Source organism: Hylemonella sp. P2_B10 (assembly GCF_056404875.1).
Map to the genome: position 1 here is coordinate 257,086 of NZ_JBFUDE010000004.1, position 13,871 is coordinate 270,956.

Sequence of the window (13,871 nt, forward strand, 5' to 3'; positions counted from 1 at the left end):
CGCACGACTCCTCCAACGACACGATGAGCATGATGAACCGACGCCACGCGCTGGCGGCCACCACCGCCCTGGCGCTGATGCCAGGGCCCTGGGGCAGCGCGCTGGCGCAAACCAGGAAAGACAGCGTGGTGCTGGGCATGACGCTGGAGCCGCCGGGGCTGGACCCGACAGCGGGCGCGGCCTCGGCCATTGCCGAGGTGACGCTGTACAACCTGTTCGAAACGCTGACGCGCATCAACCCCGACGGCACGGTGAGCCCGCTGCTGGCCGAGCGCTGGGAGGTGTCGCCGGACCTGAAGACCACCACCTTCTGGTTGCGCAAGGGCGTGACTTTCCATAACGGCGAGCCCTGCACCGCCGCCACGGTGAAATTCGCCTTTGAGCGCGCCGCTGGCGCCAACAGCACCAACAAGGACAAGCGCGCCTTCGCCAGCATCCAGACCATCAGCGTGCAGGACCCGCACACGCTGGTCATCGTCAACCGCGAGCCGGATCCGGACTTCCTGTTCCTGCTGGGCGAGGCCAGCGCCGTCATCGTCGAGCCCAAGAGCGCGGCCAGCAACAACACCCAGCCGGTGGGCACCGGCCCCTACAGGTTGCACGGCTGGATCAAGGGCTCGTCGCTGACGCTGGAGGCGTTCGCCCAGCACCGCGATGCGCCGCGGCTGCGCATCAAGCGGGCGCAGTTCCGTTTCATCAGCGACCCGGCGGCGCAAGTAGCTGCCCTGCTGGCTGGCGATGTGGACGCCTTCCCCCGCGTGACGGCGCGCGGCGTGGCGCAGTTCCGCGCCCACTCGGGCTTCCAGGTGCTGACCGGTGGCTCTCGCGCCAAGACCATCCTGGCCATCAACAACGGGCGCAAGCCGCTGGACGACGTGCGCGTGCGCCGCGCCATTGCCGCCGCGCTGGACCGCAAAGCCATCATCGCCGGTGCCGGCGACGGCTATGGCGTGCCCATAGGCAGCCACTACACGCCTGGTGCACCCGGCTACGTGGACACCACCGCCCTCAATCCCCACGACCCGGCCAAGGCCAGGGCGCTGCTGAAGGAAGCCGGCATCAAGCTGCCACTGGAATTGACGCTGAAGCTGCCGCCCACCCCCTATGCGCGCCAGGGGGGCGAGGTGGTGGCGGCGCAACTGGCCAAGGTGGGCATCCACGCGCGCCAGGAAAACGTGGAATGGGCGCAGTGGCTGAGCGCCGTCTACACCAACCGCAATTACGACATCACGCTGATCTCGCATGTGGAACCGTTGGACCTGGGCAACTACGCCAAGCCCGGCTACTACTGGGGCTACAACTCGCCCGCCTTCAACGCGCTGTACGACAAGCTGCGCAACAGCGCCAGCGCCGACGAACGCCGCCGCCTGCTGGGCGACGCGCAGCGCATGCTGGCCACAGACGCCGTCAACGCCTACCTGTACCAACCGCTGTGGGTGACCGTGGCCAACCGCAAGCTGCAAGGCCTGTGGAAGGACATGCCCATTTTCGCCAACGACCTGTCGGCGCTGTCGTGGACATGAGCCACGGCTGAACAAGGACCCCCATGGACCTGAGCACCCGACCCAGCACCGCCACCCATGCAGCTACAGCGCTGCACGACTGGCCCGCGCATGCGCTATCGGCCGCCTATGCCGCCGGCACCTTGTCGCCGGTGGAGGTGGCGCGCGCGCTGCTGGCCCACATTGCGCGCTGGGAGCCGCACATCCACGCCAGCTACCTGCTGCGCCCGGAGCTGACGCTGGCCCAGGCCGCCGCCAGCGAGGCACGCTGGCGCAATGGCACACCGCTCAGCCCTTTGGACGGCGTGCCGGTGACGCTGAAAGACAACATCGCCACCCAGGGCGACCCCATGCCGCTGGGCACCGCCGCCAGCGCACCTGCCACCATGGCGGCCGATGCACCCCCAGCCGCACGCCTGCGCGAGGCTGGCGCGGTGCTGCTGTGCAAGACCACCATGCCCGACTACGGCATGCTGTCATCGGGCCTGTCCACTTTCCATGCACTGGCGCGCAACCCGTGGGATGTCAGCAAGACCCCGGGCGGCTCCAGCGCCGGCGCCGGCGCGGCCGCTGCTGCGGGCTACGGCCCGCTGCATGTGGGCACCGACATTGGTGGCTCCATTCGCCTGCCAGCGGGTTGGTGCGGCGTGTTCGGCCTCAAGCCCAGCCTGGGTCGCGTGCCCATCGACCCACCATACACAGGCCGCGCCGCCGGCCCCATCACCCGCCATGTGCTGGACGCCGCCCTGCTGATGCAGGTGCTGGCTCTGCCGGATGCGCGCGATAGCATGAGCTTGCCCCCACAAGCCCTGGACTGGGCGGCCGCCGACGCCAGCACCGGGGTGCTGCGCGGCAAGCGCGTAGGCCTGCTGCTGGACGCCGGCTGCGGGCTGGCCGTGCAGCCCGAGGTGCGCAACGCCATTCAGCGCGCCGCCCAGCTTTTTGAAGCGGCAGGTGCCATCGTGCAGCCCATGGCGCCCTTCCTGACGGCGGACATGCTGATGGGCATGGACCACGCCTGGCGCATGCGCTCGCATGTGGAGCTGGGCCGGCTGCCGGCCGACCAGCGCGCGCGGGTGCTGCCCTACATCGCGCAATGGGCCGATTCGGCGCGCGCCTTTGACGGCCCGCACACCTTCAACGCCTTCCATCAGTTCCACACCACCCGGGTGGCCACCGTGCAGGCCTGCGCGGGGTTGGACTACGTGCTGTCACCCACCGCGCCCATTCCCGCCTTCGCCGCCGAGCTGCCCACGCCCACCGACGACCCACTGCGCGGCCTGGAGCACATCGCCTTCACCGTGCCCTACAACATGTCGGAACAGCCGGCCGCCAGCATCAACTGCGGCTACACCCGCGATGGCCTGCCCATAGGCCTGCAGATTGCCGGCCAGCGCTTTGACGACCTGGGGGTGTTGCAGGTGGCGCGTGCCTATGAACTGCTGCGCGGGCCGCAGCGGGAGTGGCCCTCGGCGCCTTAGCGCCGATGTCGCAGACCGCGCCTTAGCGCGGCACCCTAGCGCGGTGGCTGCCCCGCCACCCGCGCCTGGTCGTAGCGCGGCTGCGCCGGCATGTCGGCCAGGTGCTCGGCGTCGCCCCAGCGCGCAATCTCCAGGTGCAGTGCGCCCGTGCGGTCCAGCGCGGCATGCACCTGGTTGATGCCGCCGTTGGGGATTTCGCACTGGCGCGGGCCGTTCAGCGGCATGCCCTTCGCACTGCGGTAAATCATGTCCAGCACACCGCCATGGGTCACCACGATCAGGCGCCGCCCCACGTGCTGCTGCGCCAAGCGCTGCATGGCGCCTAGGACGCGGGCGGAAAACTGGCGCACGCTCTCGCCGTGGGGAATCTGGTAGTCGGCGTCAAAGCGTGCCCAGTGCGCCAACACCTCGGGGTGCTGGGCGCGGATCTCGTGGGCCGTCAGCCCTTCCAGCAGGCCGAAACTCTGCTCGCGCAAGCCCGGCTCCAGCACCAGGGTCAGGGCCTTGACGTCACCGGTGGGCTGGGCGGTTTCACGCGCGCGCAGCAGGTCGCTGCTGAGCAGCACATCGGCCGCTTCGCCACCCAGGCGCGCGGCCACCCGGCGCGCCTGCTCCCAGCCCATGTCGTTCAACGGGATATCGCGCTGGCCCTGGAAACGCAGCTCGCGGTTCCAGGCCGTCTCACCGTGGCGTACCAACAGGAATTCAGTCATCGGTGCGTCAGCGCAAGCGCTTGCCAGTCACCCACTCAGGCATCGTCGGTCGGCGCCGGCTTGACAATCACCACCGGCACCGGACAAGCATGCAGCACCTCGTTAGACACCGAACCCAGCAGCGTGCTGCGCAGGCTGCTGTTGCCGCGCGCGCCCATCACCACCAGGTCGCAGCCAAAGCGCTCCACCATGTCCACCAGCATGTGGGCGGCGTCGCCCGAGGCAATTTCGGTTTCGAACGCAATGCCGTGCGCCGTCAGCATCTGCGCGGCGGCCTGCAGCGCGTGCTCGCCGGCCTCGGTGCTGACCTTGGCCAGCACATCGGCATCGTGCGCCACCAGCAACTCGTACAGGCTAGCGGGTTCCTGCACATTGGCCAGCACCACGCGGGCCTGCAAGCCCTCGCGCACCAACCGGGCCGCATAGGCCACGGCCTCCAATGACAGCGGTGAGCCGTCCACGGGCAGCAGGATTTTGATCATCGTGTTTCCTCCAAAGCGCTACTTTAGCAACAAGCGCGCCCCAGGCCCGTGAAAACGATGTAACCCACACGCTCTAACTCAGCTCTTGCCCAGACTCTGCACCTTCTCCAGCAAGCGCTGCGCCACCATGGGCTCGACGAACTTGTCCACCTCGCCGCCCAGCATGGCGATCTCGCGCACGAAGGTGCTGCTGATGAACTGGTACTTGTCGCTGGGCGTCAGGAACACGGTTTCCACATCCGGCATCAGGCTGCGGTTCATGCCGGCGAGCTGGAATTCGTAGTCGAAATCGGTCACCGCGCGCAGGCCGCGCATCACCGCCTTGGCGCCGCGTGCCACCACGAAGTCACGCAGCAGGCCGGCAAAGCTTTCCACCTTCACCTGCGGGTAGGGCTTGACGATCTCCACCGCCATGTCGATGCGTTCGCTCAAGGTGAACAGCGTCTTCTTGTGGTGGCCGGCCGCCACCGCGACGATCACGCCGTCAAACAACTGGCAGGCGCGGCGTATCACGTCCTCGTGGCCCAGCGTCATGGGGTCGAAGGTGCCGGGGTAGACGGCGATCACTTGGCGGTCGGGCATGGGCATCTACTCCTGGTCTGGCGGGCAAAGGGGCTTGTGCGCCGCATTATGGGCCAGCCGATGCCGGGCCTGCCGCCAGCACCAGCAAATGGGCATGCACGGTGCCGGCCTTCAGGTACCGGTGGGGCGCCAGGCCGAAGCTGGCCAGCGCGGCTGCGTCCTGCCAGGGCTGGGGGGCTTCCAGGTACACATAGCCACCCGGCGCCAATGCGCGGGCGGCCGCCAGCAAGGCGGGGGCGAACAAGGCGGTCTGATCAAACGGCGGGTCCAGAAACACCAGGTCCAGGCTGGCCAGCGCGCAGCGCTGCAGCATCAGCAGGCCGTCACCGCGCTGCACCCGCGCTACCTGTGCGCCCAGGCGTTCCTGCGTGGCGCGCAGCTGCGCGGCCAGCGCGGCATCGCTTTCCACCAGCGTCACCGCCTTGGCGCCGCGCGAGGCGGCCTCAAAGCCCAGGGCGCCGGTGCCGGCGAAGGCGTCCAGGCAGCGCCAGCCGCCCAGGTCCTGGCCCAGCCAGTTGAACAGCGTCTCACGCACCCGGTCGGGCGTGGGGCGCAGGCCCGGCTTGTCGGCCACTGGCAGCTTGCTGCGCTTCCATTGGCCACCGATGATGCGCACCTCACGCGGCACAGCGACCAGGTTGCCGGCCGGCTTGCTGCCGGCCGCGTTGTTCTTCCCGGCTGGCGGGCGGGCACGGGTGGTGACGGGTTTGCGTGGGCCAGCCATCACTTGCCCCCCAACACCACGGTGACCATGCGACTGGGGTCCAGTTTGCGCGCCATGGCGCCCCGCACGTCATCCACCGTCAGCTTGGCGACGCTCTCGGCCCAGTGGTCCAGGTAGTCCAGCGGCAGCTTGTTCCAGGCGATGTTGCTCAGGTTGTCCAACAGCTTCTGGTTGCTGTCTATGCGCAGCGCAAAGCCGCCCACCAGGTGGTCCTTGGCCTCGGCCAACTGGGCCGGTGTGGGGCCGTCGCGCACAAACTGCGCCAGCACCTCGCGCGTCACCTGCAAGGCTTGGGCCGCCTGGTCGGGCCGGGTCTGCAGCGCGATGGTGAAGGCGCCGGCGTGCAGGCCGGCATCAAAACTGCTGTCCACGCTGTAGGTCAGGCCGCGTTTTTCGCGCACCTCATCGGTCAGTCGCGAGCTGAAGCCGCCGCCACCCAGCATGTGGTTGCCCACCAGCAGGGCCATGAAATCCGGGTCGTCGCGCTTGAAGCCGGGCTGGCCCAGCAGGATCTGCGCCTGCACGGCGTCGAACGGCAGGCGCTTGTCCACCGCCTGGGCCAGCGGCTTGATCTCGCTCACGGCGGGCAGCGGCTGGCTGCAGTTGCTGGCCGGAAAGCGCGCCAGCAGCGTCTGAACCGCTGCATCGGCCTGTGCGCGGCTGATCGCGCCCACAATGCTGACGCGCGCCGCGCAGGGCCGCACCATGCGCTGGTACATGGCACGCATGTCGGCCACGCTGATGCGGCTCAAGGTTTCGCGCGTGGGCTGGTAGCCATAGGGGTGGCTGCCGTAGACGGCGGCGCTGAACAACCGCTGCGCCTGCGTCTCGGCATGGGTGTTGGCCTCGTCCAGCGAGGCGGCCAGACGGGCCCGCTCGCGCACCCAGATGTCCTGCGGAAAGGCCGGCTGGCCCAGTTGCAGCGCGGCCAGTTGCAGCGCGCGCTGCAGCACCGGGGGCTCGGTCAGCGAGCGCAGTGACACACTCAGCCGGTCACTGGAGGCCTGCACATCAAACTGCGCGCCCAGGTCGGCCCAGGCCTCGGCCAGCGCCTGCTCGCCCATGGCCGGCATGCCGTGGCCGGCGTGCGTGCCCTTCAGCAGCACATCGGCGGTGGCTTCGGCCAGGCCAGCCTTGGCCAGCGGGTCGCGGCGCGAGCCGGCGTCGAAATCCAGCTGAAAGTCCACCATGGGCAGCGAGGGGCTCTCGATCAGGTACACCTGCGCACCCGAAGGCTGGGTCCAATATTGTATGGGCAGGCCGGCGGCAGCGGGCACTGCCACCAGGGCCACAACCAGGCTGGTCAGCATCACCATCAACTGCTTCATCGCAAAGCCCCCGTCACCGGCGCGCGCAGCGCGCGCTTTTTGTCGGTGGGCTGCGGGCGCAGCACCGCCACCGTCAACTGGTCATCGCCAAAGTATTTGGCCGCCACCGCCTGCACCCGCTGCGACGTCACGTTGCGCAGCAATGCGATCAACTGCTCGTCGGTATCGGGCGGCATGTCCAGCACCCAGTCGTTGCCCAGCTCGCGTGCCTGGTCCAGCAGCGAGTCGCGCTTGTACACCTGGCCAGCCACCCACTGGATCTTCACCCGGTTCAGCTCGGCGGCCTGCACCCCCTCGCGCGCCACCTTGGCCACCTGCTCGCGCAAGCCCGCCTCCACCTGCTCGGTAGTGCGCCCGGTGGCCGGCACGCCATCCAGCATGAACAGCTGCGGCCCCCGGCCCAGCAAACCGTGGGAAGCGGTGGCGCTGTCGGCCAGCGGGTGCTCGCCGCGCGTCAGGTGGCGCTCGAGCCGCGAACCGCCATAGCCATCCAGCACGGCAGCCAGCATGGTCAGCGCCAGCGCATCCTGCGCCTCCGGCTTGGCCACCTCTTCAGGTGCCAGCGACTTCAGCCCCGGCACCTTGAAGGCCAGCGCCACATAGGCCTGCTCGGCCGGCACCTTGTATTCGATGCGGCGCACGCCCATCTGCGGCGGCTCCAACCGCGGTTTGCGCTCAGGCACCGGCCGCGCCGGCAGGCTGCCGTAATACTGCAGCGCCAGGCGGTGCACCTGGGCCACGTCCACGTCGCCCACCACCACCACGGCGGCGTTGGCCGGCACATACCAGCGCTGGTAAAACTGGCGGGCATCGTCCGGCGTCAACGCGTCCAAGTCGCTCATCCAGCCCACCACCGGACGGCGGTAGGGCGCGGCCATGTAGATGGCGGCGTTCATCGCCTCCATCAGCTGGGCGCGCGGGTTGTCGTCGGTGCGCAGGCGGCGCTCTTCCTTCACCACCTGCAGCTCCTTGCGGAATTCTTCGTCGGACCAGGCATTGTTGGCAAAGCGGTCGGCCTCCAGCGCCATCACCGCCTCCAGCTTCGCCGCGGGAATTTCCTGGAAGAAGCCGGTGAAATCCTGGTCGGTGAAGGCGTTTTCCTGCCCGCCAATGGCGGCCACCTGGCGCGAGAAGTCGCCCGGCTTGATGCTGCGGGTGCCCTTGAACATCATGTGCTCCAGCACATGGGCCACGCCGGTGGTGCCGTCCACTTCGTCCATGGCACCCACGCGCACCCACAGCATCTGCACGGCGGTGGGCGAGCGCGGCTCGGGCTTGACGATCAACGTCATGCCATTGGGCAGCGTGAATTGCGCCACTTTCGGCGCCGTTTGGGCCGGCGACGCCTGTGGTTGAAGCTGGGTCTGCGCTGGCAGCGAAGTCTGCGCCAACACCGGCGTCGCCGCCGCGGCCAAAGCCAGCGCCATCAGGGGTAAGCAAGGTTTCATAGAATGGGACCCATTCTAAGAACGACGGCCGATGTTCAGCTTTTTCAAAAAGAAACCCCCCGCCCCCCCGCCCGCGCAAGCTGCTGAGCCCACCGCTGTTGCACCCGTGCCTGCCACGGCACCGGTGGCGAGCCCCGCTGCCGCAGCACCCGTTGCGATTCCCCAACCAACCGCCGAGCCCACCAAGCGCGCCAGCTGGATGGAGCGGCTGAAGGCCGGCCTGCGCAAGACCGGCTCCAGCATTGCCGGCGTGTTCACCGGCACCACGGTGGACGAGGCCCTTTATGAAGAGCTGGAGTCCGCGCTGCTGATGGCCGACACCGGCGTCAAGGCGACCGAATTCCTGCTCACCGACCTGAAGCAACGCGTCAAGGAAACCAAGGCCGCCGACCCCACCGCCGTCAAGGCGCTGTTGGTGGACGCGCTGGCCACGCTGCTGGCGCCGCTGGAAAAGCGGCTGGAGATCGGCAAGGTGAGCACGCCCACGGTCATCATGGTGGCCGGCGTCAACGGGGCCGGCAAGACCACATCGATTGGCAAGCTGACGCGCCACCTGTCGGTGCACGGCGCCACGGTGCTGCTGGCGGCGGCCGACACCTTCCGCGCCGCCGCGCGCGAGCAGCTGGCCATCTGGGCCGACCGCAACACGGTGGAGATCATCAGCCAGGAGGGCGGCGACCCAGCCGCCGTCAGCTTCGACGCCGTGGCCGCCGGCAAGGCGCGCGGCAAGGACGTGGTTCTGGTGGACACCGCCGGGCGCCTGCCCACCCAGCTGCACCTGATGGAAGAGCTGAAAAAAATCAAGCGCGTGGTGGCCAAGGCCGACGCCACCGCACCGCACGAGGTGCTGCTGGTGATCGACGGCAACACCGGCCAGAACGCATTGGCCCAGGTGAAGGCCTTCGACGAGGCGCTGGGCCTGACGGGCCTGATCGTCACCAAGCTGGACGGCACTGCCAAGGGCGGCGTGTTGGCGGCGATTGCGCGCGAGCGGCCTATACCGGTGTACTTCATCGGCGTGGGCGAGAAGCTGGAGGAGCTGGAGACCTTCAGTGCGCGGGAGTTTGCGCAGGCGTTGCTGTCCTGATCCTCTTCATCACCATTTCCTGCCTATCTCGACATGACCAACACCCTCCTCCCCCGCCTGCAAATCGAAACCGCCCCCAACCCCACCGCTGCAGTCATCTGGATGCACGGCCTGGGAGCCGATGGCAATGACTTTGCGCCCATCGTGCCGGAGTTGAACCTGGCCGGTTGCGACCCCATCCGCTTCATCTTTCCGCACGCGCCCAGCATCCCGGTCACCCTCAATGGCGGCTATGTGATGCCGGCGTGGTACGACATCCTGGGCACGGAGCTGGTGCGGCAGGAGGACGGTGGCGGCATACGCCAATCGTCCAAGCAGATCGAGGTGCTGATCGCCGCCGAGGTGGCGCGCGGCATTCCCGTCTCACGCATCGTGCTGGCCGGCTTCTCGCAGGGCTGCGCTATGGCCTTGCACACCGGGCTGCGGCATGCCGACAAACTGGCCGGCATCATGGCCTTGTCGGGGTACCTGCCGCTGGCTGACAGCGTGGCGGCCGAGCGCAGCGCCGCCAACCAGGCCACGCCCATCTTCATGGCCCATGGCCAGATGGACCCGGTGGTGCCGCTGATGCGCGCCGAGGCCTCGCGCAATGCGTTGACCGCTCTGGGCTACAGCGTGCAATGGCACACCTACCCCATGCCACACAGCGTGCACCCGCAGGAGATCGCCGACATCAGCCGCTTTTTGCAGCATGTGCTGCGCAGTGGGGCCTGATTCACCGTGCCGGGTCCGGTACTGGGCATAGACTTCGGCACCTCCAACTCGGCGGTGGCGGTGTGCCGGGCGGATGGCAGCCTGTGGCATTTGCCACTGGATGATGGCAACGCGGCCATGCCCACGGCGCTGTTCTTCCCAAATGAGGCCGGTCCCATCCTGTTTGGCGCTGCCGCCGTCACCGCCTACCGCAACGGCGCCGAAGGGCGCTTGATGCGTTCCATCAAGAGCCTGCTGGGCAGCAGGCTGATGGACGACAAGACACTGGTCAACGGCCACCTGGTGAGCTTCTTCGACATCGTCACGCTGTTCTTCAAGGAATTGAAGCGCCGGGCTGAAGCGCACCTGGGGCAGAGCGTGAAAACCGCCATGCTGGGCCGGCCGGTGCACTTTGTGGACGACCAGCCCGAGCGCGACGCATTGGCCCAGGTCACGCTGGGCCGGGCCGCCAAGGCGGCGGGTTTCACGAAGGTGGGCTTCCAGCTGGAACCCATTGCGGCCGCCTTCGACTACGAGCAACGCATAGACAAGGCCACCACGGCGCTGATCGTGGACATTGGCGGCGGCACGTCGGATTTCACCGTCATGCGGCTGGACCCGGTGCGACGCGGCCAGGCCCAGCGCGCCCAGGACATCCTGGCCACCAGCGGTGTGCACCTGGGCGGCACTGACTTTGACCAGCTGCTGAACCTGAAGCTGGCCATGCCGGCGCTGGGCCTGGGCCACGTCGGCCCCAGCGGGCGCGAGGTGCCCTCCAGCATCTTCTTCGACCTCTCCACCTGGCACCTGATCCACCAGGCCTATTCGCGCAAGAGTTTGAACCACACAAAGGAGTTGCGGCCTTTCTACAGCGACCTGATGCTGTTCGAACGCTTGATGCACGTGTTGCAGCAGCGTCTGGGCCACCGCATCCTGGCCAATGCGGAGGCGGCCAAGATCGCCTGCTCGGTCAGCGGCGCGGACGCGCTGCTGGCGCTGGACTGCATAGAACCTGATCTGAACGCGCTGCTGACCCCGGATGGGCTGGACCGCGTGCTGGCCGCGCAGCTGGGCCGCATTGTTGACTGCGCGCGCAGTTGCCTGCAGCGTGCCGGCGTGGCGGGTGTGGACGTGGTGTACCTGACTGGTGGCTCCTCGGCGCTGCTGCCGCTGGTGGCACTGCTGCAAGCCGCCTTCCCGCAGGCCCGCATGGTGCATGGCGACCGCTTCGGCGGCGTGGCCGCCGGGCTGGCCCATGCCGGGGCGGTGGCGGCCCCGGTGGCGGGGAAGTAGCCGTTCTGCGATCATTGCCGCCATGGTCGCCGCCGTCCCCCTGATCCGCCACCTGGCCCGCAAGGTCCTGCTGCCGGGCATCGCGTTGGCCGTGATGGCGTGGCTGGCTGGCCCTGCCCAGGCCCAGCAAGCGCCAAACCTGCATCCTTATTCCGCCATGCCCGAGGGTGCGCCGCAGCCGCCCTGGCGGGTGGTGGAGTTTCCCACCGGCAAGAAGCCGGTGACGCAATTCAGCATCGTCAATCTGGATGGCCAGCATGTGCTGCGCGTGCACACCGACAAGTCCTACGGCACGCTGGTGCATGACCTGGCGCCCATCACGCTCACCGGCCCCACGATGCTGCGCTTTCGCTGGCGGCTGGACGAGCCGCTGCTGCAAGCCGACTTGACCAAGAAGAGCGGCGACGATTCGCCCGTCAAGGTGTGCGCGCTGTTCGATCTGCCCTTGGAGGCCCTGGGCTTTTACGAGCGCAACGTGTGGCGGCTGATGCGCAACGCCGCGCATGACCCGAAGCTGCCGGCCGACACGCTGTGCTACGTGTGGGACCACCTGCTGCCCACCGGCACCATCCTGCCCAGCGCCTTCACCAAGCGGCTGCGCATGATCGTGCTCAACAGCGGCGAGAAGCAGTTGAAGCAGTGGGTGACCCACGAGCGTGACCTGGCTGCCGACTTTCGTGCCGCCTTTGGTGCCGAGACGCCCACCATCCCGCCGCTGGTGGGCTTGGCCGTGGAGGCCGATGCCGACAACACCGCCGGCACCAGCACCGCCTATGTGGGCGACCTGGTGCTGAGCCTGCCTGCGCCATGAACCTGGTGCTGCTGGGCACCTCGCGCGCGCACCTGCGCTTTCTGGCCGCGCTGGCCCAGCACCCACTGCCGGGCGCCACCGTCACGCTGGTCACCACCCACACCCAGCATGTGGCGCCGCAACGCCTGGCCGACATCGCCGCCGGACAAACCACACTGGAACAATGCGCGGTGCCCCTGGCGCCGCTGCTGCAGCACAGCGGTGTGCGCTGGATCACGCAACCGGTGACCGAGCTTGACGTCCAGCAGAATGCGCTGCGCCTGCACGATGGCAGCACCCTGCACTTCGACTGGCTGTCCATCGCCGAGCCGCGCGTGCAGGACCGTGCCAGCGTGGAGGCGCGCCTGCCCGGCGCGCGCAACCATGGCCTGTTCGTGCATCCGAACGACATGTTTGCCGAGCTGTGGCCGCGCGTGGTGGACCTGGGCGAGCGCCGCAAGCTGCGGGTGGCGGTGCTGGGCGCCAACAAGCTGGGTGTGGAGCTGGCGCTGGCGCTGCCCGCCAGCCTGCCCGGTGCGGCCGTCACCCTGATTGTTGGCGACGAGCCTTTTGGTGCCGAATTTCCCACGGCGCTGGGCACCCGGCTGCTGGCGCTGCTCAGGGCGCGCAACATCACCTTGCTGCGCGAACCCGCCACCGCGCTGCGCGCCGACGAGGTGCAACTGGCCAGCGGCGCCCGCCTGGCCTGCGACGTGCCGCTGTTGGCCGGCCCGGTGCAGCCAGCGCCCTGGCTGCAGCACAGCACGCTGACGCTGGACGAAACCGGCCACGTGCCGGTGGACGCACAGCAGCGCGCCGCCAGCCACCCGCAGGTGTTTGTGCAAAGCGATCTGGACGAACCCGGCCCCGCCGCCGTGCAGTCACTGGCTGCCAACCTGCGCGCCGTGGTGGAGGGCGCACCCCTGCAGGCCGCGCCACTGGCGCCGCCCGCGCTGCACTTTGCCACCACCGGGCTGCGTCAGGCCGCTGTGAGCTGGCGCGACTGGTCAGCTGAGGGCCGCTGGGTATGGGGCTGGCACCATCGCCGCCAGCGCAAGCAGCAAAGGGCAGACACCACATGGCAACCACCCCTTCCAAAGAAATAGACAGCGTGCTGGCCGCGCTGCGCGCAAACGCCGACCCGGCCACGCTGGCCGGCATGGCGCGCTACGCGCTGCCCTCCGAACACGCGCTGGGCGTGCCCATGAGGGACATCAAGGCACTGGGCAAACAACTGGGCCGCCAGCATGCGCTGGCGCAGCCGTTGTGGGCCACCGGCGTCTATGAGGCGCGCATCCTGGTGGCTTTTGTGGCCGACCCGGCCAAGCTCACGGTGGCCGAGATGGACCGCTGGTGCCGCGAGTTTGACAACTGGGGTTACTGCGACACGCTGAGTTTCAGCCTGTTCGACCAGAGCCCGCATGCCTGGGGCCGGGTGGCGGCCTGGGCCAAGGCGAAACCGGAATTCGTCAAGCGCACCGCGTTTGCATTGCTGTGGGCGCTGGCGCTGCACGACAAGAAGGCCACAGATGCACAATTCGTCCAATGCCTGCCGCTGGTACGTACCGCCGCCAGTGATGAGCGCAACTTCGTCAAGAAGGCGGTGGCCATGGCGCTGCGGGCCATCATCGTCAAGCGGCCGGGCGTGAAGGCGCAGGCCACGGCGCTGGCGCGTGAGTTGGCGCAGTCCGACGACGCCACCGAGCGCTGGGTGGGCAAGGATGTGCTGAAGAAATGAAAAGGGCGGC

14 protein-coding genes are annotated in these 13,871 nt (G+C 68.5%); 8 read left to right on the top strand and 6 right to left on the bottom strand.

Going from position 1 to position 13,871, the window contains the following annotated elements; genetic code table 11:
- The first annotated feature begins 29 nt into the window (after window positions 1-29).
- Window positions 30-1,523, top strand: a complete 1,494-nt coding sequence (locus AC1DX2_RS19015; protein ID WP_477197967.1) for an ABC transporter substrate-binding protein — start codon at window positions 30-32, stop codon at window positions 1,521-1,523.
- 23 nt (window positions 1,524-1,546) lie between these two features.
- Window positions 1,547-2,983: an amidase gene (locus tag AC1DX2_RS19020; RefSeq protein WP_477197968.1), complete on the top strand. Its 1,437-nt coding sequence runs from the start codon at window positions 1,547-1,549 to the stop codon at window positions 2,981-2,983.
- A 35-nt stretch (window positions 2,984-3,018) separates the two neighbouring features.
- Here the strand turns inward: AC1DX2_RS19020 and AC1DX2_RS19025 are convergent, their stop codons facing one another.
- The 6 genes from AC1DX2_RS19025 to AC1DX2_RS19050 all read right to left on the bottom strand — a co-directional run bounded on the left by AC1DX2_RS19025 (window position 3,019) and on the right by AC1DX2_RS19050 (window position 8,260).
- A complete protein-coding gene (locus AC1DX2_RS19025) occupies window positions 3,019-3,696 on the bottom strand; it encodes a histidine phosphatase family protein (protein WP_477197969.1) in 678 nt (225 codons plus the stop codon).
- A 35-nt stretch (window positions 3,697-3,731) separates the two neighbouring features.
- On the bottom strand, window positions 3,732-4,178 hold the full coding sequence (locus AC1DX2_RS19030) for a universal stress protein (protein ID WP_477197970.1): 447 nt from the start codon (window positions 4,176-4,178) through the stop codon (window positions 3,732-3,734).
- Between the two features lie 78 nt (window positions 4,179-4,256).
- Window positions 4,257-4,760, bottom strand: coding sequence for a pantetheine-phosphate adenylyltransferase (gene coaD / locus AC1DX2_RS19035; RefSeq protein ID WP_477197971.1), 504 nt, complete (start codon window positions 4,758-4,760; stop codon window positions 4,257-4,259).
- 46 nt (window positions 4,761-4,806) lie between these two features.
- Complete coding sequence (gene rsmD, locus AC1DX2_RS19040) at window positions 4,807-5,484, bottom strand: 16S rRNA (guanine(966)-N(2))-methyltransferase RsmD (RefSeq protein WP_477197972.1); 678 nt, start codon at window positions 5,482-5,484, stop codon at window positions 4,807-4,809.
- Window positions 5,484-6,812: a M16 family metallopeptidase gene (locus AC1DX2_RS19045; protein ID WP_477197973.1), complete on the bottom strand. Its 1,329-nt coding sequence runs from the start codon at window positions 6,810-6,812 to the stop codon at window positions 5,484-5,486. The genes rsmD and AC1DX2_RS19045 overlap by 1 nt, the downstream gene beginning before the upstream one ends.
- Window positions 6,809-8,260: a M16 family metallopeptidase gene (locus AC1DX2_RS19050; RefSeq protein WP_477197974.1), complete on the bottom strand. Its 1,452-nt coding sequence runs from the start codon at window positions 8,258-8,260 to the stop codon at window positions 6,809-6,811. The genes AC1DX2_RS19045 and AC1DX2_RS19050 overlap by 4 nt, the downstream gene beginning before the upstream one ends.
- Before the next feature lie 31 nt (window positions 8,261-8,291).
- On the opposite strand from AC1DX2_RS19050, the gene ftsY reads away from it, so the two are divergent.
- The 6 genes from ftsY to AC1DX2_RS19080 are packed head-to-tail and all read left to right on the top strand — an operon-like array spanning window position 8,292 to window position 13,861.
- The gene (ftsY, locus tag AC1DX2_RS19055) at window positions 8,292-9,347 is read left to right on the top strand and encodes a signal recognition particle-docking protein FtsY (RefSeq protein ID WP_477197975.1); all 1,056 of its coding nucleotides are present in this window, start codon (window positions 8,292-8,294) and stop codon (window positions 9,345-9,347) included.
- A gap of 33 nt (window positions 9,348-9,380) precedes the next feature.
- Window positions 9,381-10,061, top strand: a complete 681-nt coding sequence (locus tag AC1DX2_RS19060) for an alpha/beta hydrolase (RefSeq protein WP_477197976.1) — start codon at window positions 9,381-9,383, stop codon at window positions 10,059-10,061.
- Window positions 10,062-10,067: 6 nt separating this feature from the next.
- Window positions 10,068-11,333, top strand: a complete 1,266-nt coding sequence (locus AC1DX2_RS19065; RefSeq protein ID WP_477197977.1) for an Hsp70 family protein — start codon at window positions 10,068-10,070, stop codon at window positions 11,331-11,333.
- A gap of 22 nt (window positions 11,334-11,355) precedes the next feature.
- Complete coding sequence (locus AC1DX2_RS19070) at window positions 11,356-12,144, top strand: DUF3047 domain-containing protein (protein ID WP_477197978.1); 789 nt, start codon at window positions 11,356-11,358, stop codon at window positions 12,142-12,144.
- Window positions 12,141-13,229: an NAD(P)/FAD-dependent oxidoreductase gene (locus AC1DX2_RS19075; RefSeq protein WP_477197979.1), complete on the top strand. Its 1,089-nt coding sequence runs from the start codon at window positions 12,141-12,143 to the stop codon at window positions 13,227-13,229. The genes AC1DX2_RS19070 and AC1DX2_RS19075 overlap by 4 nt, the downstream gene beginning before the upstream one ends.
- Entirely contained in the window at window positions 13,202-13,861 is a 660-nt protein-coding gene (locus AC1DX2_RS19080; protein ID WP_477197980.1) for a DNA alkylation repair protein, read from the top strand. Before AC1DX2_RS19075 ends, AC1DX2_RS19080 begins: the two co-directional genes overlap by 28 nt.
- The last annotated feature ends 10 nt before the right edge of the window (window positions 13,862-13,871 follow it).

What these genes read in the sequence shown, in the direction of transcription:
- AC1DX2_RS19060 (WP_477197976.1), top strand. Translation starts at nt 9,381, where the DNA reads ATGACCAACACCCTCCTCCCCCGCCTGCAAATCGAAACCGCCCCCAAC.
- coaD (WP_477197971.1), bottom strand. Translation starts at nt 4,760, where the DNA reads ATGCCCGACCGCCAAGTGATCGCCGTCTACCCCGGCACCTTCGACCCC.
- AC1DX2_RS19015 (WP_477197967.1), top strand. Translation starts at nt 30, where the DNA reads ATGATGAACCGACGCCACGCGCTGGCGGCCACCACCGCCCTGGCGCTG.
- AC1DX2_RS19030 (WP_477197970.1), bottom strand. Translation starts at nt 4,178, where the DNA reads ATGATCAAAATCCTGCTGCCCGTGGACGGCTCACCGCTGTCATTGGAG.
- AC1DX2_RS19070 (WP_477197978.1), top strand. Translation starts at nt 11,356, where the DNA reads ATGGTCGCCGCCGTCCCCCTGATCCGCCACCTGGCCCGCAAGGTCCTG.
- AC1DX2_RS19045 (WP_477197973.1), bottom strand. Translation starts at nt 6,812, where the DNA reads ATGAAGCAGTTGATGGTGATGCTGACCAGCCTGGTTGTGGCCCTGGTG.
- AC1DX2_RS19020 (WP_477197968.1), top strand. Translation starts at nt 1,547, where the DNA reads ATGGACCTGAGCACCCGACCCAGCACCGCCACCCATGCAGCTACAGCG.
- AC1DX2_RS19080 (WP_477197980.1), top strand. Translation starts at nt 13,202, where the DNA reads ATGGCAACCACCCCTTCCAAAGAAATAGACAGCGTGCTGGCCGCGCTG.
- ftsY (WP_477197975.1), top strand. Translation starts at nt 8,292, where the DNA reads ATGTTCAGCTTTTTCAAAAAGAAACCCCCCGCCCCCCCGCCCGCGCAA.
- AC1DX2_RS19050 (WP_477197974.1), bottom strand. Translation starts at nt 8,260, where the DNA reads ATGAAACCTTGCTTACCCCTGATGGCGCTGGCTTTGGCCGCGGCGGCG.
- AC1DX2_RS19025 (WP_477197969.1), bottom strand. Translation starts at nt 3,696, where the DNA reads ATGACTGAATTCCTGTTGGTACGCCACGGTGAGACGGCCTGGAACCGC.
- AC1DX2_RS19075 (WP_477197979.1), top strand. Translation starts at nt 12,141, where the DNA reads ATGAACCTGGTGCTGCTGGGCACCTCGCGCGCGCACCTGCGCTTTCTG.
- rsmD (WP_477197972.1), bottom strand. Translation starts at nt 5,484, where the DNA reads ATGGCTGGCCCACGCAAACCCGTCACCACCCGTGCCCGCCCGCCAGCC.